This window comes from Pseudomonas sp. C1C7, assembly GCF_013359595.1.
Taxonomy (GTDB): Bacteria; Pseudomonadota; Gammaproteobacteria; order Pseudomonadales; family Pseudomonadaceae; genus Aquipseudomonas.
This window is the reverse complement of record NZ_JABFMP010000007.1, coordinates 138,288-156,224: the sequence shown is the minus strand read 5'-3', so window position 1 is coordinate 156,224 and position 17,937 is coordinate 138,288. Positions and strand designations below refer to the sequence as shown.

The following is a 17,937-nucleotide window of genomic DNA, read 5'->3' as shown; positions in this document are numbered from 1 at the left end:
CGACTAAACTCAAGCCATCACACGTTCACCTTGGAGAACAACTGATGGCCATACCTAGCGAGTCCCTCCTCAGAGAGTTTGTGCGCGCATTCGAGACTGGAAAACCACAAAGCGACAAGGCAGTAGAGGCGGCTGTAGAACTGGTGCGTGCGGAGCTGAATGGAAGACGAGGTAGGGGACGCCCGCAGAAGGACATTGCGGAGGACGAATGTCGGCGAATGCTAGATGCCGTTCGGGAGGCTGCGCCAAAAGTGGCGAAAGGAGAAACCCGCGAAAATGCCTTTTATACCGTAGCCAAAGATTACAGCATGAGCGAGAGCACACTCCGTCGCTACTGGGAAAAAGCAAAGTCCTTACCTTCTATGACGGATAGCCAACCCATAGCGTCTTGGAAAAAACTTGCGCACGTCATGCCCGGGATAATCAAATCACCTACCAGCCAACCGCGCAAAAACAAACGGTGACATCCGTTTCCAGAAAATCACACGATTTATTGGCATGGTGGAATCCATCCCCAGAATATTAACTAACAACCATGTTCCCCACGCAACCCAAGAGGTCGCAAAACATGGCACACCCTCCCCTATCAAAACTTTATCAAGCGAAAGCCAAACTGGAGAAACGGCACAGCGATACCTTACGAGATGCAAAGAAAGATGAAGATGAAGAGTTTGAAAAACGCGTCAAAGCCGCCCTCAAGTCATACCGCTTTATCAGACTGCCCGAGGTGCGCGCTCTGACCACGCTTTCCACTTCCGAAATTTACCGACGAATTGCTGCTGGGACGTTTCCAAAACAGGTAAAACTCGGGCCAAAATCCAGCGTATGGCCCCTTTCTGCCGTCCTCGACTTCATTGATGAAAATGTCCGGAAAAGCCGTGAAGAGCTGGACTAACGTTTGACGTCCGGTCAGCCCCATCGACTTGCCGACACCACTGCCCGCGACCGTCACACATATAAACAACTGATTAAGGCGAGTCGACCAACCTGCACAAAAAAGCGGAGGCGCTTTCGGCTTGCCCGGAGAAAGCGCCCCCGTAGAGGAAACAAACATGAAACTGAAATTTAAGTTTATCGCCCCTAATGAAAAACAGCCCCACAAATACACATACGAGTTTAAAAACTCCTTAGACCTGATACGCTTCGGCGACAAGCAGACGGTCCGCATGTTGAATGCACTGGAACTTCTTTATAGCGCATTGTGCAATAATGTCATCTTGATTACTTGTGTCACACAGCGCAATAGTTGCCTTGATTTTGTGGATGCCTTTACCGAACTCTCCCAAACCGATAAAGACAAGCGCACCACCCGCCAATGGAAGCGAGTGACCAGACTTGCAAGCCACGTCGCATCCGACCTCGGAATGGGGTTAGATCCATTTGTCAGCATCCAATTTGCGGAGCCCGGCCATGAATAGCGCGGAGATGGCCGAACTCAAGAACAGCGCCTCGCTGTTGGAGCTGCCCCGGGATGACGTGGCGCTGATCCCTGGGGGCGATGAACACAAGAGCATCCGCCCACCGCACAACGAACACGACCCAAAAGATGAGTACAGCACTGTCCTCTCCGCCGCTAACGTGCGGGCCACTACTCTGCTGGAGGATGAGCCGCCATTTGATGAAATGCCGCCCCGGTTGAGGGATGTCGATTCACCCAGGCAGCGCAAGAGGACTACACGCGAAGGCGATCCGTCGTGGTTAAGAGAAGCGCAGGCACTGGGCGAAGCTGAGCCTGAAAGTGCGGACGTTGAGCCGCCACGGCTTACCGTCGAGCAGGCCATGCCAAAGGATGCGGACGGCGTCAGCGAGGACCGAATAGCTCTGCTGTTTGAGGCTATATTTCATCGCAGATTACGCTACTGCAAAGGGCACGGCGCATGGCGCATTTATGACGGCAATATATGGCGTCGCGACGAGACCTTGCAAGTCGCGGACCTTGTCCGGGAATGCTGTCGACAAGGGGCGCATAAGAAACCGTCTTTTCTGAAACAAAGGACCTTCACCGCCATTGAAAAGCTCGCCAGCGCCTCCCGCTCCTTTGCTGTCAAATCAAAAATATGGAACAGCAATATATGGCGCGCTGGAGCCCAAAGCGTCACGGTTGACCTTGAAACGGGCGGAACGTATACCCCCAGCCCTCAGGACTACATCACTAAACAGTTTTCGGTTGACCCCGCACCGCCCGGCACGCCATGCCCGGTGTTTGATCGGTTAATGGATGACATCACCATGGGCGATAAGGCGTATGCCAGGTATTTGATCCAAATTTTTGGCTATGGTCTGACCGGTGATACTACCGAACAAAAAATGTTTTTCATCTACGGCCCTGGCGGCAACGGCAAGTCGGTATTGATCAACGTCATCATCTGGATTCTGGGCGATTACGCGAAAATAGCCTTGAGCGATACCTTTACCGCCAGCAAAAACGACCGCCATCCTACTGACATTGCCATGCTGGAAGGTGCCCGACTGGTGACGGCCAGCGAGACAGAGGAAGGCAGAAGTTGGGCCGTGGCAAAGATTAAACAGTTGACCGGGGCCGAGCCCGTGTCCGCCCGATATATGCACTGTGATGCCTTTACCTTCACCCCCCAATTCAAACTGATGGTCATCGGCAACCATAAGCCAAGCCTTGCCAATGTCGACGCCGCGACACGACGCCGATTTATAATCCTCCCTTTCATGCACAAACCGGTCACGCCGGATAAGCACCTTGAGCGGAAGTTGCGTGCTGAAGGGCCTGCCATTCTGCGCCGCATGATCGACGGTTGCCTTGATTGGAAAAAGAACGGGTTTGTTATCCCGCAAGTAGTGATCAACGCGACGGAGGAATATTTTGAAGACCAAGACCTGTTAGGTCAGTGGCTGGAGGATTGCTGTATTGAAGGCCCGGGCAGCGGCAAGCACTGCGACCTGTTTGCAAGCTGGTCAGACTATGCCAAAGCAGCGGGCGAAGGGCCTCAGACTCAGAAATCATTTACGCAACTGATGACCAAACGAGGGTATGAACGGGGAAAAGTCGAAGGCAGTCGAGGATTCAAGCGTATTAGCCTCAAGTTGCCACCAGAGGGCACCGGTACCCGTTATGGAAATGACGACTGACCTAAACGTGCAGACGCTTCAGAGCCCAGCGTTTCTGTCGGATTTTTTGTGGCTACGTGGAGACGAACGGTAAAGTGGGACAGATATTGACATGCCAGGAGGGCGTTAGGGCCGGTTTTTTTAATATCTGTCCCAGCCGAAAGGCCCGTGCTAGAAGCTCACAGCAAGAGTCAGGGACATGTTGGACAGATTATTGGGGGATAGTAGCGTCCGCAGAGTATTCGTCTATATACGCATATAGGGGGAAACCGTGGAAAACCTGTCCAATCTGTCCTTTTGCGAAAACCACAGGATTTTAATACCCCCATAGGCCAAAGGAACGAACAGCGCCTATCGTGTAGGCATGCATTTTCGATTTCGTTCAAGCCAGCCGGGGCCTGTGAGGCAGGCTGACCCGGGGGGCCATCGCTGCAAAATGGTCGACCAATGCACGAGCGGCCAATGAGCCCGATTTCAATATCCATTTGACTGTTTTCAGGGGGCAAAATGTCCAGGCGCAAAGAACCAGTCACGGCGGTTGATGCCGAAGTTGAGGCCATTCAGTCGGTACGGGTTGTGCTGAAGCCCACACGTAAATTGGAGCCGCGCGCCCAACAGATATTCGCCATGGTTATCGCCATGCGCCCGATCAGTATGTGGGGGGCCTTTGACATGCAATTGGCGACCGATCTGGCCGAGTTGAGCTACCGTGTCGAATGCGTTGAATCGGTGTTGGCTATAGAGGGCGACGTGTTAACGACGCGACTGGGGGCACCAATCGTCAATCCACGGGCCACACACTGCGGCAGCCTAAAGCGGCAAGCAATCACACTGACGCGTGCGCTGGGGCTGTCGGCTGGCCAGCGTGCCCTTGGCACCGCTCCGAATCGCGAACGTGCAGTGCGGGAGATGGATTTGCAGCAAGCTGCTCGTGACGCAGACGACGACCCGCTATTGGCATAAAGGTGTCGCCCTCCGTGGCATTGCCCCTAGTTTCGTAGGCACCCTCTCATCGGCTGCTGTGGGTCAATCGCTGCCCTTGGTGACAGGCAGAAATCGGCCGGAAGCGGACACTGCTAACAACCTAGGCGGTCATTACGCGTCGACCATTCACTGGCCGTTATCCAGACGTTTTGAAGCCGTGCCGTAATTCCCGAGCTGATAGATCGCAATGTTCTTGGCGCCAAAGGTGAAACTTTCGAATGGCTGCATTTCAAGTGTCTTGAGCCAGTCGAGCGGCGCAACGCCGATCGTCACGTGTGGGTTGTATTTGTCACCGGTCTGGTTGGGGACGAACGTGTCGACATATTCGAACAGGGCAGTGGGAAAGGCGGCGCCGGACTTGTCGGGAACGAAGGCCGAGGCATCGCCGCCCTTCACTGCATACCCGCCCGTGCCATCGATTAACGCTTGCTGCAACATGCGCAAACGTTCAGTCGGCTGGATGACGACACCGGCCAGGCCGATCTTGCCATTGGGTATATGGTAAAGCCCTGTGGCAACCAGTTTGAGGTGGTCAAGTTCGAATGCTGACTTCACGCCGTCCACTGCCGCCACGACTTTCGGCAAGTCGGCTTGCGCAATGTACAGCTGGAGCAAGGTGATGTGCGGAGCGTGCTCTGCATCCAGTGCGAAACCGTCCGGGCTTTGCTCACGCATCACGCCATTCCATTTCCCGGCCTCTTCGACCATTTTTGCATCGGGCTGGATGAGGATGTCGATAGCGATCAGGTCGTCACGGGCATTGACTGACGATACAGCCAGCAACAGCGCTGTCAGTACGAGCATTTTCTTCAAGATAGTCGTCAGCATTGCCATTTCTCCTAATCTTGCTGGTTCATTGCAGTGCATCGTCGCTCTGGTGAGTGAAAGTAAGCGTAGCCGAGGCGTACTCATCCAGGGTGGTTCCTCGCCACTGACAGATACTGATTGCTCGCAGTCACGATAAGCGGGAGTCGCCCGGTCGTTATTTGCCCTTCGTGACAGGCTGAAACCGGCCAATAGCTGCCTGTCAGTGGATGAGAGTCGCGCTGGCTTGTTTTTGAGTAGCGGGTCCCTAAGGAGAGCCATTGCGCACTGGGAACAGGAGTCGCGACGCTCAAGAGGAACCTCAGACTTCGCAGTGGAGAAGGTCCATTCGCTCCATTGCCCGCTGCGCATCGTCAAGCACTTCATCAAAGATGGCTTCCACCGACTGCACGGCGTTGGCGAACACCACCGATGGACCATAGTCGAGCATGCCAAGACTGCTGTCGCCAGTCAGGTAGGCCTGGGTGGTGAGAGTTCCCATTACATGCGGACGGTAGCATTCGAAGTCGCGTGCTCCTACCGCATCCAGGGCGGCAACCGCCTTGGCGCTTTCGTTGTTCAGCACTCGGTGATGTTGCCGCAGCCCTGTCTTCACAACGACGCTATCCGTACCATCGCTCTGAACCAGTAGATCCTTGTACTGGCGGTGAATCCACAGCTCTTCCGCTACCAACATTCTCGAACCCATCAAGGCGGCGTCTGCCCCCATCATCAGGGTCGCAGCCAGTTGACGGCCTGTCCCTATTCCTCCCCCGATGACCAGTGGAATGGAGATCTCATTCGCGGCATGTGGCGCCTGAACCATACTGCTGATGCCATACGTGCCTGGATGGCCGCCACTGTCATTGCCGACCACGATCACTGCATCCACGCCAAGCCGCGCAGCTGACCGTGCGTAACGGACAGCGGGAACCTTGTGCAGGACCTTGATGCCAGCATCCCGCAGGGCCGGAAGAATACCTTCGGGGCTTGCTCCCGAGGTCTCTACGCAAAGGACCCTTTCTTCGGCAAGAAGCTTCACATGCTCTTGCAAGCGTTCCGTTGCCTCGGCTTGACCTGAAATATACAGGTTCACGCCGAAGCCCTTGCCGGAAGTCAGCTCGCGGCATTTTCGAAGCTGTTCGCGAAATACATGCGGATCGGGAAAACCGGCCGCAACGATAAAACCCATTCCGCCAGCGTTGACCACAGCCGCGACGTAGTTCGCGTCGGAGACACCAGGTCCCATACCGCCGCAAAGGATGGGATGGCGAATGCCGAGCATTTCGGTGATGCGCGTTTTGAACAACTGGCTTCGCACGGGAGTTCTCCAGCTAATTGACGGCACGGGGGAAACAATCCAATTCGGGCGAAAGAGGTCAAACCCACGCGAAAGCCGCACAGAACCGGAAGGTCATGACGTTATAGCTGAACATCCGTTCAGTAGCAAAGAGACAAGCGATTGACCTGTGTGCATTGAGGGAGCGGCATGTCATGTCTGTTAGCTTAGGGCAGCAACCGGCCTGGAGCGGTGATTGGAATGAGCGTCTAAAACGGCTCGTAATGGTTAACACGAATCTATGCTCACTGCCTTGTCTTCACGGTAACGAACATTTTGATGCGGTCGTGAATTTCCTGGAGTGTATGGCGGAAGGGCTCATGCTTCTCGGTGGTAGTCGGGTCTTCAAAACTCCATACGATCACCTCACCGGAGGACGGCATCCGTGAAGCTTCCTCGGAAGACTTGTCACACAGCGTGATCACGTAATTGAACTCTTGCCCCTCGAACTCGTTGATTGACTTGCTGCGCAAGCCGTTGGTCTCTATGCCTATGTGTTCGAGGGAGTCCAGGGTTCGAGGATCAACCTCGCCAGGTTCGAGGCCGGCACTGAAGGCTTCGAAGTTTGATGGGGCGGTATGGCGAAGCAGTGCTTCGGCCCATAAAGAACGGACATCGTTTCTGGCGCAGACAAACAGGACCCGCATTTTGTCAGCCATTCCTTTCTCCCTTACAGCGTCTGAACAGTGATCCGAGAAAACGGCTTGTTCAGTTAAGCAGAGTTATTTGATCGCCCGATTTTCAGTCGATGGACTGTGTTTCCAAATTTTTCTGTGCCCACGTCAAACGTTGGCTGCCAATGTGAAGCGGTACTTGATGAATTATTTATTGCAGTATCAGTGTGCAAACGGCAGCAACGAAAAATGGCTCTGCTACGCTCTGCGACCCCCCCTTTCGAGCGAGGATGATGATGGCATTTGTCGACGATTTCGTGGCTCACATCATTTCCCTGGAAGTCTCTCTGTACCACTCACACGCACGACTGCAAGCCAACACCGACAGCGAAGCCCTGCATGATCTGAGGATCGCGGTACGCAAAATACGCAGCTTTTTGCGTCCGCTGCGCAACATGCCCGAGGTCGCAGCGTTGAACCAGGCTGCAGCCGAAGTCGGCAGGGCCACTACTCCTGCGAGGGACCTTGAGGTGATCATTGATGAGCTGCAGAAAAGGGGTTATCCGCACCAGGCGACGAGTCGAAGCACAACCCTGCCGGAGCAGTATCGGGAGATCGCCGCCAGCCCGGTGCTCGACAAACTGTTTGCCGAACTGGATCGGTGGCCGGAGATGTTCAGGACCGCCGAGAGAGCCGGTGAGCTGGTTGATGTCAAAAGGCAGATCGAGAAAGCCCTGAAGAAAAGAATCACGCAACTGATCGCCGGACTTCGGGACCAACATTTTGACCGGCACGAACTGCGGATCATTGTGAAGAACGCGAGATACCTCTCCGATGCTTTCCCGGCACTGTCACCGCTCAAGGCAATATCCAGATTTCAACTGAAGTCGGTACAGGCGTCGCTCGGCTCATGGCACGACCATCATCAATGGTGCCTGCGTGCCGAATCCGAACCTGACCTGCTCGAAATCGCACCCTACTGGGCAGTCGCATCGGAACAGGCGCTGGCTGATGCCGAACTGAGACTGGCCTCGCTGCTTGATCATCTGGAGAAAGACCTAGCGAAGGCTCAAGGCTGAAATAAAACTGCCTTGAAATGCCCGTTTTAGAGCCTTTGATACATTTTGAGCTATTTAAGAAATGCGATACTCTCCGCCGCCTCAACAGCAAAGGGTTTGCAGATGAAGATCACCATTGAAGCAAATGAGCAAGGGCACGGGTGCAAGGTGTGGCTTGGGGAAACGGTGGTTTCATTCCCAAGTCTGGAGGACGCCAAAACCTACATTGCCCAGCTCGAAGAGCGGATCGAGGCGGCCGCTCATACATTTGCCCTGGACGCTGGAGATCCGCAGGTTCAGTAAGCATCTTGCAAGAGGTCGCCTATGAGGCCAGCCTGCTGACGAGGGTTTAGCGGACGTCATCTAGACTTACGACCATCTGATGGAACAGCTCCGTTTATTGTGAGTCCCCCCGAGCCCGCCCATGCGGGCTTTTTCATTTCAGCCAGAAGCAGTTGCTCGAGTTAACTGTTCGGGAGCAAATTTAACTGTCTCCACCGGCAGCTATGGGTCGACTCCTGCCCCTCGCGAGAGGCAACAGAAGCCGTCTTAACCTGAAGGTTAGTCAGCTGTTTCCAACAGCGTCGACGGTTCGACCGACCCAGGCGATCAGCGTGCAGAAATATTGCCTTGGCGTGAGGCCCAAACCATGAATCATTTGGGTCTTGCTGGTGCTCATTAGCATTGATTGGTTAAAATTAGGGACCTCTCCGGTAAGGTAGATTTCCATTTGGGGGCTTTTTTGGGGGCGTCGCTGATGAGTGACCTCGAAGAAAGTCCGTAAAAGCGGGCGTTTGGCGGTTCAGTTCGATTCCGTCTCTGGCACCACCTTCCGTTTTCAGGTGGCGCCAAGCACACCTGAAGACACACAGAAAGCCCGCCTCGTGCGGGCTTTTTGCTTTCTACGGTAATCCAGAAGACCGTAAAAACCCTGAATCGAAAGATTCAGGTTTTTTTATGCCCGCGATTTCATTACAGCCTCCTCAAGCACTATTGCGGGTCATTCCAGTGAAAGACCAGATTGCGCGCTGCGCCGCTCCCTACATTCGCCGTGTCATGCCGCTCTACCCCATTTCGAGTCGCGACAACGGTGTATTTGCCAGGAGGTAACTGGGCATAGACCAGAGGGCCGGCCTGGTTCAAGGTCAAAACCGGTTGCCCAGGCGCTTTCTGAACGACCACATCCACATCGGGCACATATTCGTTCTGCGGGCCGGTGGAAAAAGTCATGTGCAGGTTGTAACCGGTAGTCTGCTGGATGGCTTTCGACTCATCCTCGCCAATACCTCCGGACAGATAGGCAATCCCGTTTTGCTCCTGCCGCTGAACTTGCACACCCTGACTGTCGACAGGCTCCAGACTGGTGGCGTGCAACAGGGCGGGACACATCAAAACGCCGACCGTGGCGAGGGGCAACATGAGTGAATGGAAACTTTTCATGATGACAACTCCCGGGTTCGGAGAACCCAATCGTTACTTGAATTGGATTTCTGTCCGGGTCGTCATGTTCCAGATCGTTTCGCGCTAGGGGGCGCTACGAAACGGACTACACCTGCCAGCAAAGGATTGTCCATCCACGTCACCAGGACTATCGTTGGCCACTACCCGCAAAGGTCCAACGCCGATGAACCTGCAGGACATGCCCTCACTGGCTCCCACCCAAATCGAGCTGCAACTGGCAGCTGATGTCGCGGGCGAGCCGTTCAAGCAAGCCGCCGCCGATGGCTTCATCCTCGGCGGCTTCACCTGGCGGCACGCTGCCCGGGACTCTTCCCGCCCGGTCGTCATCATCAACGCCGCTACCTCGGTTCGCTGCCGGCACTATTCGCGCTTTGCCGACTACCTGTTCGCCAACGATTTCGATGTCATCACCTATGACTACCGCGGTATCGGTGAATCGCGTCCGGCATCGCTCAAGGGGCTCAAGGGGCTCGAGGCGTCCTGGACCGATTGGGGTGCGCTGGATTTCGAGGCGATGCTCAAGCGTGCACAGCGCGAGTTTCCGGGGCAGCCTGTCGATGTAGTCGCTCATAGCTTTGGCGGCTGTGCAGCGGGCCTGGGAGCCTCCGGTGCGATTATTCGACGTGTGGTGACGGTCGGGGCGCAGTTCGCCTACTGGCGCGATTACGCGCCGGCTCAGCGGTGGCGCATGTTCGGCAAATGGCATGTGGTGATGCCGATCGTGACGCGGCTGTGCGGTTTCTTCCCCGGCAAACGCCTGGGCTGGCTCGAGGACACTCCCTCAGGCGTAGTCCGCGACTGGACCACGCCCACACCGCACTATGAAACGCGCCCCAGCGGTCGCCTGCTGCACGCAACCAACGGGGGCCTGCCCTTCGCCGCCCTCAAGGCGAAAATCCTCGCCATCAGCATCAGCGACGACCCCTACGGCACCATTCCGGCCATTGAGCGCCTGCTGAGCTACTTCACCGGCAGCGCCAATACCCACCTGCGCATCGCCCCCGAAGACATCGGCGAGAAAGAAGTCGGACATTTCGCCTTTTTTCGCAGCGCATACCAAGCCACACTATGGCCCATCGCATTGTCCTGGCTGCAACACGGCGAACTGGCTCCCGACACTCCCGGGCAGACCGTGCCACGCACCTGAGTCATTGCTCATTCAACGAATTACGGAACGACGCCCATGGCCTCCGCCAACAAGCAGCAAAAACGCGCCTCCCGCGCCAAGGCCAAAGCCAAGCAGAACCGCACCCAGCGCGCCGCCGCGCCGGTGGAGCTGGACCCGAATGACGAGCGTATCGATTTCGAATCGGTGGACCTGACCGATCTGTTCAAAAAGATGATCGACGCCGAGAAAACCAGTCAGCAGGCCATGTGCACGGCCTTCCTCGAAGACCCGCTGCTGGAATTGGTTTACGAGCAGGAAGGTGAAGAAGGCGCGATGGACTTCATCCTCGCCGCGCTGATCGAGTACCGCCAGTGGTCCACCGAAACCGACGAAGCCGGCGCCCTGGCATGGATAGAATCCCCGGCCTTCCAGGCCGACTACGTGGCCGCGTCCGACGCCATCGCCGCGCAAACCCAACAGAAACCGAACTGAGTTCCCATGGCCTCCCTGAACAAGCAACAGAAACGCGCAAAACGCGCCAAAGCCAAAGCCAAGCAAATCCGCATGGTCGGCAGAAAACCTCTCGCCCTGGACGATGACCAGGGCCACCTCGCAGAACCGATCCCGGAATACACCCTGGCCATGTTCAGCAAAATGCGTGACGCCGAAGCCGCCAGCCGCAGCGAAATGCTCTCGATCCTGCTGAACGACCTCTCCGGGATCATCAACGATCACCCCGAACTGCTGGACCTGGAAAACGCCGACAACGAAGCCATGGCCGCCACCCACCTGGCCGCCGACATGCTGATCGACTACCGCATGTGGGCCGACGGCATGGACCGCGAAACCGCCCAGGCCTGGCTGAGCGAACCGCAGTTCATCAACGACTTTGGCGATGCACTGGATGCGTACCGCCAGTCGCTGGAAGCGCAGGAAGAAAAAGGCGAATAACACGCCGGTGCTGCAAACAAAAACGGCCGCTCGTCATCACTGACAGCGGCCGTTTTCTACATCTACAACAACTACCTCAAACCCATCACTCAGCGCGCAACAGCAGCACCCAGCTGCTCGTTACGACGGCGGCGAGCCACCAGCATGCCGGCGGCAACCACCAGAACGCTGAGCAGGCCGGTCGCGAGGATTTCCACGCGGTGGGCGTCCTGGAAGCCCATGATGGTCAGGGCCGCGACGATGAAGATGATCACCGCGTAAGTCAGGCCCGGGAACAGCCACATGCTGAAAGCGATTTTCTCGCCGCGCGTCATACGCTGCTTGCGCATGCGCAGTTGCGAGATCGCGATCACCAGGTACACCAGCAACGCGATGGCGCCGGAGCTGGCCAGCAAGAACTCGAACACCGCAGCCGGGGCCACGTAGTTGGCGAAAGTGGCCAGGAACGCAGCGCCGGTGGACAGCATCACCGCCCAGTAAGGGGTGCCGCTCTTGTTGGTGCGGGTGGACATGGCCGGTGCGTCACCGCGCTTGCCCAGGGAGAACAGCATGCGCGAGGAGGTGTACAGCGCCGAGTTCAGGCAGCTGGTTACAGCAACCAGTACGACGATGTCGACGATCATCTTGGCGTTAGGGATGCCCATGCGCTCAAGCACGGTCTGGTAGGAGCCGACGCTGGCCAGAACCGGATCGTTCCATGGCACCAGGGCCACAACGATGAAGATCGATACGAGGTAGAACAGACCGATACGCCAGATCACCGAGTTGGTGGCCTTGGAGATCTGCTTGCCTGGGTTCTTCGATTCCGCGGCCGCGATGGTCACAATCTCGGTACCCATGAAGGAGAACATGGTGGTCAGAATCGCGCCCAATACCGCGCCCATGCCGTTTGGCAGGAAGCCCTGGGTGTCGAACACGTGCGAAACACCGCTGACCTGGCTGTTCGGCAGGAAGCCGAAGATCGCCAGAACGCCGAGAACGATAAAGCCAATGATCGCAACGACCTTGAGCAGGGCGAACCAGAACTCGAACTCACCGTAGTTCTTCACGCTGAACAGGTTGGTCACGGTCAGCAGCATGGTGATGACCAGGGCGAAGGCCCAGATATCCACACCCGGGAACCAGGCGTGCAGGATGGTGGCGGCGGCGTTGGCTTCCAGCGGGATTACCAGAACCCAGAACCACCAGTACAGCCAGCCGATGGTGAAGCCGGCCCAGTGACCGATCGCGCGGTCGGCGTAAGTAGAGAAGGAACCTGTATCAGGCGAAGCCACGGCCATCTCGCCGAGCATACGCATCACCAACACCACCAGCATACCGGCGGCAGCGTAGGCCAACAGCACAGCCGGGCCCGCAGCAGCGATAGCGTGGCCGGAGCCTACGAACAGACCGGCACCGATAACACCGGCAATCGACAGCATCGTGACGTGACGCGGTTTGAGCCCCTGTTCGAGGCCGTTAGAGCTTTGGGTACTGCTCATTGAAACTACCTTTGTAAGGAAAAGCGAATGCATGCGTGCCGTTTGAGTTTCCCTTCTGTAAAAAGAAACCAACGGAGCGTTCCGGAATCTGCACGCAATAATTGCGCCAAAATGTTTCAAAACCTTCTAATCCGGTGATCTCAACCAGACCGGACAGTCATCGCAAGTCATTGAAAGTAATGGCACTTTGCCAAGGCGTTACCCTGCGACCCACTTTAAAGACGAAAAAGCGCACCGGAAACACACCCCAAAACGCGCTTGACGCACGATAAAAGTGCAGATCGACGGCGCCTGGTCCTTTAACGCTTCCAACACCCCGCCAAAGCTGGCAACATCGCGCCCTTTTTGCGACAGCCAGCCTGCAATGTGATTGAAAATGCGGTTCAAACGGCTGTTCGGTTGTTGGTGGGGCGACAGTCTGCTGTGCCGATGCGACAACCTGCTCAATGCCACCCGTTTACCGCCCGTAGCGCGTTGGCTGCCATCGAAACGCTATGCTAGGTTGGCCGCCTCGCCAGGAAGGCCCGCCCACAGCAGGAGCGCAACATATATATGAGGAACGCACATGGCTGAGGCCACGCCCGCGCTTGAAATCCGCAACTTGCACAAACGCTACGGTTCGCTGGAGGTGCTCAAGGGCATCTCGCTGACCGCCCGTGACGGCGATGTGATCTCGATCCTGGGTTCTTCCGGCTCCGGCAAATCCACCTTCCTGCGCTGCATCAACCTGCTGGAAAACCCGCACCAGGGCCAGATCCTGGTGGCCGGCGAAGAACTCAAACTCAAGGCCGCGAAGAACGGTGAACTGGTTGCCGCCGACGGCAAACAGATCAATCGCCTGCGCAGCGAGATTGGTTTTGTGTTTCAAAACTTTAATCTGTGGCCGCACATGAGCGTGCTCGACAACATCATCGAAGCCCCGCGCCGCGTGCTCGGCCAGAGCAAGGCCGAAGCCATCGAAGTCGCCGAAGCCTTGCTGGCCAAGGTCGGCATCGCCGACAAGCGCCACGCCTACCCTTCGCAGTTGTCCGGTGGCCAGCAGCAACGCGCGGCCATCGCCCGCACCCTCGCCATGCAGCCCAAAGTCATCCTGTTTGACGAGCCGACTTCCGCCCTTGACCCGGAAATGGTCCAGGAAGTACTTAATGTCATCCGCGCCCTGGCCGAAGAAGGCCGCACCATGTTGCTGGTCACCCACGAAATGAGCTTCGCCCGTCAGGTGTCCAGCGAAGTGGTGTTCCTCCACCAGGGCCTGGTCGAAGAGCAAGGATCGCCACAGCAGGTGTTTGAAAACCCGCTTTCGGCGCGCTGCAAACAATTCATGTCCAGCAACCGCTAACGGAGCTACCCGCATGCAGAACTACAAGAAGGTCTTCCTGGCCGCCGCCGTCACCCTGGCGTTCAGCGCCGGTGCCATGGCCGAGACCCTGAAGATGGGCATCGAAGCGGCCTACCCGCCGTTCAACAACAAAGACGCCAGCGGCAACGTCGTCGGCTTCGACAAGGAAATCGGCGACGCCCTGTGCGCCAAGATGAAAGTCGAATGCTCCGTGGTCACCTCCGACTGGGACGGCATCATCCCGGCCCTGAACGCCAAGAAGTTCGACTTCCTGATCTCCTCGATGTCGATCACCGACGAGCGCAAGCAGGCAGTGGACTTCACCGACCCGTACTACTCCAACAAGCTGCAGTTCATCGCCAAGAAAGACGTCGACTTCAAGACCGACGAGGCTTCCCTGAAAGGCAAGGTGATCGGCGCACAACGTGCGACCCTCGCCGGCACCTGGATGGAAGACCACATGCCTGGCGTTGAAGTGAAGCTCTACGACACCCAGGAAAACGCCTACCTCGACCTGACCGCTGGCCGCGTCGACGGCATCCTGGCCGACAAATACGTCAACTACGAGTGGCTCAAGAGCGACGCCGGCAAGTCCTACGAATTCAAGGGCGAGCCCGTGGAAGAAAGCGACAAGATCGGTATCGCCGTGCGCAAGAACGACCCGCTGCGCGAGAAGCTGAACGTCGCGCTCAAGGAAATCGTTGCCGACGGCACCTACAAGAAGATCAACGACAAGTACTTCCCGTTCAGCATCTATTGATACTGACCTGCCGGACCGGTGTCGCCTAAGGGGGCGCCGGTCCCCGGCCTTGCCTGCCGCGATTTGAAAAGAAATCCATGATTATCGACCTCTACGGATTCGGCCCGGCGCTTGCCGCTGGCGCGCTGATGACTGTGAAACTGGCACTCTCGGCCCTGTGCCTGGGGCTGGTGCTCGGTCTGCTTGGCGCCTTGGCCAAGACCTCCCCGTACAAGCCGCTGCAATGGCTTGGCGGCACCTATTCAACGTTGGTTCGCGGCGTCCCGGAATTGCTCTGGGTGCTGCTGATCTACTTCGGCACCGTCAACATGATGCGTGCCCTGGGCGAGTTCTTCGGCAACCCCGACCTTGAACTCAACGCCTTCGCCGCCGGCGTGATCGCGCTGGGCCTGTGCTTCGGCGCCTACGCCACGGAAGTGTTTCGCGGCGCGATCATCGCCATTCCCAAAGGCCATCGTGAGGCCGGCGTGGCCCTGGGCCTGTCGAAATGGCGCATCTTCACCAAGCTGATCATGCCGCAGATGTGGCGCATCGCCCTGCCCGGCCTTGGCAACCTGTTCATGATCCTGATGAAGGACACCGCGCTGGTGTCGGTGATCGGCCTGGAAGAAATCATGCGCCATGCCCAGATTGGCGTGACCGTGTCCAAACAGCCGTTCACCTTCTATATGGTCGCGGCCTTCATGTACCTGGGCCTGACGATCCTGGCCATGACCGGCATGCACTTCCTGGAAAAACGCGCCGCTCGCGGCTTCACGAGGAGCGCCCAATGAACTGGGAAGTCATCATCAAATGGCTGCCGAAGCTGGCTCAGGGCGCAACCCTGACGCTGGAATTGGTCGCCATCGCCGTGATCGCCGGTTTGCTGCTGGCAATTCCGCTGGGCATCGCTCGCTCCTCGCGCCTGTGGTGGGTGCGGGCATTTCCCTACGGCTACATCTTCTTTTTCCGCGGCACGCCACTGCTGGTGCAACTGTTCCTCGTGTACTACGGCCTGGCGCAGTTCGACGCGGTTCGTAACAGCTCGATGTGGCCTTACCTGCGGGATCCGTTCTGGTGCGCCACTGCCACCATGACGCTGCACACCGCGGCTTATATTGCCGAGATCCTGCGCGGCGCCATCCAGGCGATTCCACCGGGCGAGATCGAAGCGGCACGGGCTCTGGGCATGTCCAAGCCCAAGGCACTGTTCTACATCATGTTGCCCCGGGCTGCGCGCATCGGCCTGCCGGCCTACAGCAACGAAGTGATCCTGATGCTCAAGGCCAGCGCCCTGGCCAGCACCGTGACCTTGCTGGAACTGACCGGCATGGCCCGCACCATCATTGCCCGGACCTACCTGCCGGTGGAAATCTTCTTCGCCGCCGGTGTGTTCTATCTCGTGATGGCTTATGTGCTGGTGCGCGGCTTCAAGCTGCTGGAGCGCTGGCTGCGCGTCGATGCCTGCCAAGGGCGTTGAGCACAGCGTGCTGACGGGCGAGACCCTGCTCGCCCGTTTCACCGCGCTGAATGCTTTTCTGACAGAGCATCAGGCGCTGTGGAAACCCCGCCCGTTCACACATCTGCACCTGCCTTGGGAAACTTCCTACCCTGAACTGGCCGCCTGGCTACGCGGGCGCTCGCTGGAAGAAGCGGAAAGCGCCCACAACCAACCTGCCCTGATGGATGCGCCAGAGCCTTTTGCTGCGCTGGCGGCGACTTCATTGGCATTGAGTGCTGTGGATGAATTGCCCGCCCATGCCCTGCAAGCGGCGGGTCATCGACTGAATGTCGATGTGCCGGGTCGCAAATGGGAGCAGATCGAAGCGTTCGCCAGTCGATTGCAGTTTGCCCAAATGCCCAAGCATTGGCTGGACTGGTGCTCAGGCAAGGGCCACTTGGGGCGACGCTTGCTGCAAAGCGGTCAGCAACTGACCTGCCTGGAATACGATCCGGCACTGGTCGCCAGCGGTCAGGCCCTCAGTCAGCGCCATCAACTGCACGCGCAGCACGTGGAACAGGATGTACTCGCTGCCGACGCTGCCGCGTTATTGAATGGTCAGCACACCCCAGTAGCGCTCCACGCCTGTGGCGATCTGCATGTACGCCTGATCCAGCTCGCCAGCGCCGCCGGCTGCAAACAACTCGCCATCGCTCCCTGCTGCTACAACCGCATCCATCTGACGCGGTACGCGCCGATGTCCTCGACAGCCAAGGGCTCCGACCTGCGGCTGTCACTCGACGATCTGGCGCTACCGGCGAGCGAAACCGTAACCGCCGGCGCCCGGGTCCGCCGCCAACGCGACACCTCCATGGCCCGACGCCTGGGCTTCGACCTGCTGCAGCGGCACGTGCGCGGCATCGATGAATACCTGCCCACCCCTTCCCTGCCGAGCCTCTGGTTGGACAAACCGTTCGCCGACTACTGCCATCATTTGGCCGAGCTTAAAGAGTTATCCACAATCGGCAATCAGGACTGGGCAGCATGGGAGGCTGCCGGCTGGCAACGCCTGGCACAGGTACGCAACCTGGAACTGCTACGCGGACTTTTCCGACGCCCGCTGGAGCTTTGGCTGGTACTGGACCGCGCCCTTTTCCTGCAGGAACAGGGCTACCGCGTTCGCCTCGGCACCTTCTGCCAAACCCCACTCACCCCGCGTAATCTGCTGATCCTGGCCGAACGCCCCTAATGGCTCATAGCCTGTGGATAACTCTGTTGATGAAAACAGTGTGGATCCAATATCTATAGCTGTTTCAGAGCTGAAACGAGACTGTTCAGTTTTCGTACACCCAAATAAAAAACCCGAAAAACAGTGATTTGCGTGCCGATGAGAATGGATCCAGAAATTGGCCGAATCGCCCGCGCATGGAAAACCCGGTTGTGCATAAGCGTTCAATCAAAAGGACATAAACGGGATACTGAGGGCTTATTGAGCAGAGAATGCGGAGGGTTGATGGTGGGCAATCCGAGATATCGA

20 protein-coding genes are annotated in these 17,937 nt (G+C 57.4%); 15 read left to right on the top strand and 5 right to left on the bottom strand.

The genetic code is table 11. The features are described from left to right. Window positions 1–44: 44 nt before the first annotated feature. The 5 genes from HNO86_RS08430 to HNO86_RS08410 all read left to right on the top strand — a co-directional run bounded on the left by HNO86_RS08430 (window position 45) and on the right by HNO86_RS08410 (window position 4,044). Entirely contained in the window at window positions 45–464 is a 420-nt protein-coding gene (locus HNO86_RS08430; protein ID WP_175376537.1) for a hypothetical protein, read from the top strand. Between the two features lie 104 nt (window positions 465–568). Continuing rightward, window positions 569–895, top strand: a complete 327-nt coding sequence (locus HNO86_RS30550) for an AlpA family phage regulatory protein (RefSeq protein WP_175376536.1) — start codon at window positions 569–571, stop codon at window positions 893–895. A 157-nt stretch (window positions 896–1,052) separates the two neighbouring features. Continuing rightward, window positions 1,053–1,418: a hypothetical protein gene (locus HNO86_RS08420; RefSeq protein ID WP_175376535.1), complete on the top strand. Its 366-nt coding sequence runs from the start codon at window positions 1,053–1,055 to the stop codon at window positions 1,416–1,418. Beyond that, window positions 1,411–3,102 (top strand): phage/plasmid primase, P4 family, encoded by a 1,692-nt coding sequence (locus HNO86_RS08415; RefSeq protein WP_175376534.1) that lies wholly within the window; start codon window positions 1,411–1,413, stop codon window positions 3,100–3,102. The genes HNO86_RS08420 and HNO86_RS08415 overlap by 8 nt, the downstream gene beginning before the upstream one ends. Window positions 3,103–3,588: 486 nt before the next feature. Beyond that, on the top strand, window positions 3,589–4,044 hold the full coding sequence (locus HNO86_RS08410) for a hypothetical protein (protein WP_175376533.1): 456 nt from the start codon (window positions 3,589–3,591) through the stop codon (window positions 4,042–4,044). Between the two features lie 147 nt (window positions 4,045–4,191). On the opposite strand, the gene HNO86_RS08405 is transcribed toward HNO86_RS08410, so the two are convergent. The 3 genes from HNO86_RS08405 to HNO86_RS08395 form a co-directional block, all read right to left on the bottom strand. Next, window positions 4,192–4,893 (bottom strand): 2'-5' RNA ligase family protein, encoded by a 702-nt coding sequence (locus HNO86_RS08405; RefSeq protein WP_175376532.1) that lies wholly within the window; start codon window positions 4,891–4,893, stop codon window positions 4,192–4,194. Window positions 4,894–5,191: 298 nt separating this feature from the next. Further along, window positions 5,192–6,190 (bottom strand): nitronate monooxygenase, encoded by a 999-nt coding sequence (locus HNO86_RS08400; protein ID WP_218583515.1) that lies wholly within the window; start codon window positions 6,188–6,190, stop codon window positions 5,192–5,194. A gap of 263 nt (window positions 6,191–6,453) precedes the next feature. Then, window positions 6,454–6,867 carry an arsenate reductase ArsC gene (locus HNO86_RS08395; RefSeq protein WP_175376531.1) on the bottom strand — a complete coding sequence of 138 codons (414 nt, stop codon included), beginning with the start codon at window positions 6,865–6,867 and terminating at the stop codon, window positions 6,454–6,456. Window positions 6,868–7,118: 251 nt separating this feature from the next. Here HNO86_RS08395 and HNO86_RS08390 point away from each other — a divergent pair, with 251 nt between their 5' ends. Together HNO86_RS08390 and HNO86_RS08385 are read left to right on the top strand one after the other, a co-directional pair. Further along, entirely contained in the window at window positions 7,119–7,901 is a 783-nt protein-coding gene (locus HNO86_RS08390) for a CHAD domain-containing protein (protein WP_175376530.1), read from the top strand. A 102-nt stretch (window positions 7,902–8,003) separates the two neighbouring features. Further along, window positions 8,004–8,183 carry a hypothetical protein gene (locus HNO86_RS08385; protein ID WP_175376529.1) on the top strand — a complete coding sequence of 60 codons (180 nt, stop codon included), beginning with the start codon at window positions 8,004–8,006 and terminating at the stop codon, window positions 8,181–8,183. A 687-nt stretch (window positions 8,184–8,870) separates the two neighbouring features. On the opposite strand, the gene HNO86_RS08380 is transcribed toward HNO86_RS08385, so the two are convergent. Further along, window positions 8,871–9,320 carry a carboxypeptidase regulatory-like domain-containing protein gene (locus HNO86_RS08380; protein WP_175376528.1) on the bottom strand — a complete coding sequence of 150 codons (450 nt, stop codon included), beginning with the start codon at window positions 9,318–9,320 and terminating at the stop codon, window positions 8,871–8,873. A 184-nt stretch (window positions 9,321–9,504) separates the two neighbouring features. Here HNO86_RS08380 and HNO86_RS08375 point away from each other — a divergent pair, with 184 nt between their 5' ends. The 3 genes from HNO86_RS08375 to HNO86_RS08365 are packed head-to-tail and all read left to right on the top strand — an operon-like array spanning window position 9,505 to window position 11,400. Next, window positions 9,505–10,488, top strand: coding sequence for an alpha/beta fold hydrolase (locus tag HNO86_RS08375; RefSeq protein ID WP_175376581.1), 984 nt, complete (start codon window positions 9,505–9,507; stop codon window positions 10,486–10,488). Between the two features lie 36 nt (window positions 10,489–10,524). Then, window positions 10,525–10,941 (top strand): hypothetical protein, encoded by a 417-nt coding sequence (locus HNO86_RS08370; RefSeq protein WP_175376527.1) that lies wholly within the window; start codon window positions 10,525–10,527, stop codon window positions 10,939–10,941. Window positions 10,942–10,947: 6 nt separating this feature from the next. Next, window positions 10,948–11,400 (top strand): hypothetical protein, encoded by a 453-nt coding sequence (locus HNO86_RS08365; RefSeq protein WP_175376526.1) that lies wholly within the window; start codon window positions 10,948–10,950, stop codon window positions 11,398–11,400. An 89-nt stretch (window positions 11,401–11,489) separates the two neighbouring features. Here the strand turns inward: HNO86_RS08365 and gabP are convergent, their stop codons facing one another. Beyond that, the gene (gabP, locus tag HNO86_RS08360; RefSeq protein WP_175376525.1) at window positions 11,490–12,881 is read right to left on the bottom strand and encodes a GABA permease; all 1,392 of its coding nucleotides are present in this window, start codon (window positions 12,879–12,881) and stop codon (window positions 11,490–11,492) included. A 565-nt stretch (window positions 12,882–13,446) separates the two neighbouring features. Between gabP and HNO86_RS08355 the strand changes: the two genes are divergently transcribed. From HNO86_RS08355 to HNO86_RS08335, 5 genes are all read left to right on the top strand, one after another. Further along, window positions 13,447–14,220, top strand: coding sequence for an ABC transporter ATP-binding protein (locus tag HNO86_RS08355; protein WP_175376524.1), 774 nt, complete (start codon window positions 13,447–13,449; stop codon window positions 14,218–14,220). A gap of 13 nt (window positions 14,221–14,233) precedes the next feature. After that, window positions 14,234–14,980 (top strand): ABC transporter substrate-binding protein, encoded by a 747-nt coding sequence (locus HNO86_RS08350; protein WP_175376523.1) that lies wholly within the window; start codon window positions 14,234–14,236, stop codon window positions 14,978–14,980. A gap of 77 nt (window positions 14,981–15,057) precedes the next feature. Beyond that, entirely contained in the window at window positions 15,058–15,753 is a 696-nt protein-coding gene (locus tag HNO86_RS08345; protein WP_175376522.1) for an ABC transporter permease, read from the top strand. Next, window positions 15,750–16,439: an ABC transporter permease gene (locus tag HNO86_RS08340; RefSeq protein ID WP_175376521.1), complete on the top strand. Its 690-nt coding sequence runs from the start codon at window positions 15,750–15,752 to the stop codon at window positions 16,437–16,439. Before HNO86_RS08345 ends, HNO86_RS08340 begins: the two co-directional genes overlap by 4 nt. Continuing rightward, window positions 16,420–17,649, top strand: a complete 1,230-nt coding sequence (locus tag HNO86_RS08335) for a methyltransferase (RefSeq protein WP_175376520.1) — start codon at window positions 16,420–16,422, stop codon at window positions 17,647–17,649. Before HNO86_RS08340 ends, HNO86_RS08335 begins: the two co-directional genes overlap by 20 nt. Window positions 17,650–17,937: the final 288 nt, after the last annotated feature.

Bases quoted from the DNA above. Each gene is read 5' to 3' on its own strand.
- HNO86_RS08430 (WP_175376537.1), top strand. From the start codon at position 45: ATGGCCATACCTAGCGAGTCCCTCCTCAGAGAGTTTGTGCGCGCATTC.
- HNO86_RS30550 (WP_175376536.1), top strand. From the start codon at position 569: ATGGCACACCCTCCCCTATCAAAACTTTATCAAGCGAAAGCCAAACTG.
- HNO86_RS08420 (WP_175376535.1), top strand. From the start codon at position 1,053: ATGAAACTGAAATTTAAGTTTATCGCCCCTAATGAAAAACAGCCCCAC.
- HNO86_RS08415 (WP_175376534.1), top strand. From the start codon at position 1,411: ATGAATAGCGCGGAGATGGCCGAACTCAAGAACAGCGCCTCGCTGTTG.
- HNO86_RS08410 (WP_175376533.1), top strand. From the start codon at position 3,589: ATGTCCAGGCGCAAAGAACCAGTCACGGCGGTTGATGCCGAAGTTGAG.
- HNO86_RS08405 (WP_175376532.1), bottom strand. From the start codon at position 4,893: ATGCTGACGACTATCTTGAAGAAAATGCTCGTACTGACAGCGCTGTTG.
- HNO86_RS08395 (WP_175376531.1), bottom strand. From the start codon at position 6,867: ATGGCTGACAAAATGCGGGTCCTGTTTGTCTGCGCCAGAAACGATGTC.
- HNO86_RS08390 (WP_175376530.1), top strand. From the start codon at position 7,119: ATGGCATTTGTCGACGATTTCGTGGCTCACATCATTTCCCTGGAAGTC.
- HNO86_RS08385 (WP_175376529.1), top strand. From the start codon at position 8,004: ATGAAGATCACCATTGAAGCAAATGAGCAAGGGCACGGGTGCAAGGTG.
- HNO86_RS08380 (WP_175376528.1), bottom strand. From the start codon at position 9,320: ATGAAAAGTTTCCATTCACTCATGTTGCCCCTCGCCACGGTCGGCGTT.
- HNO86_RS08375 (WP_175376581.1), top strand. From the start codon at position 9,505: ATGAACCTGCAGGACATGCCCTCACTGGCTCCCACCCAAATCGAGCTG.
- HNO86_RS08370 (WP_175376527.1), top strand. From the start codon at position 10,525: ATGGCCTCCGCCAACAAGCAGCAAAAACGCGCCTCCCGCGCCAAGGCC.
- HNO86_RS08365 (WP_175376526.1), top strand. From the start codon at position 10,948: ATGGCCTCCCTGAACAAGCAACAGAAACGCGCAAAACGCGCCAAAGCC.
- gabP (WP_175376525.1), bottom strand. From the start codon at position 12,881: ATGAGCAGTACCCAAAGCTCTAACGGCCTCGAACAGGGGCTCAAACCG.
- HNO86_RS08355 (WP_175376524.1), top strand. From the start codon at position 13,447: ATGGCTGAGGCCACGCCCGCGCTTGAAATCCGCAACTTGCACAAACGC.
- HNO86_RS08350 (WP_175376523.1), top strand. From the start codon at position 14,234: ATGCAGAACTACAAGAAGGTCTTCCTGGCCGCCGCCGTCACCCTGGCG.
- HNO86_RS08345 (WP_175376522.1), top strand. From the start codon at position 15,058: ATGATTATCGACCTCTACGGATTCGGCCCGGCGCTTGCCGCTGGCGCG.
- HNO86_RS08340 (WP_175376521.1), top strand. From the start codon at position 15,750: ATGAACTGGGAAGTCATCATCAAATGGCTGCCGAAGCTGGCTCAGGGC.
- HNO86_RS08335 (WP_175376520.1), top strand. From the start codon at position 16,420: ATGCCTGCCAAGGGCGTTGAGCACAGCGTGCTGACGGGCGAGACCCTG.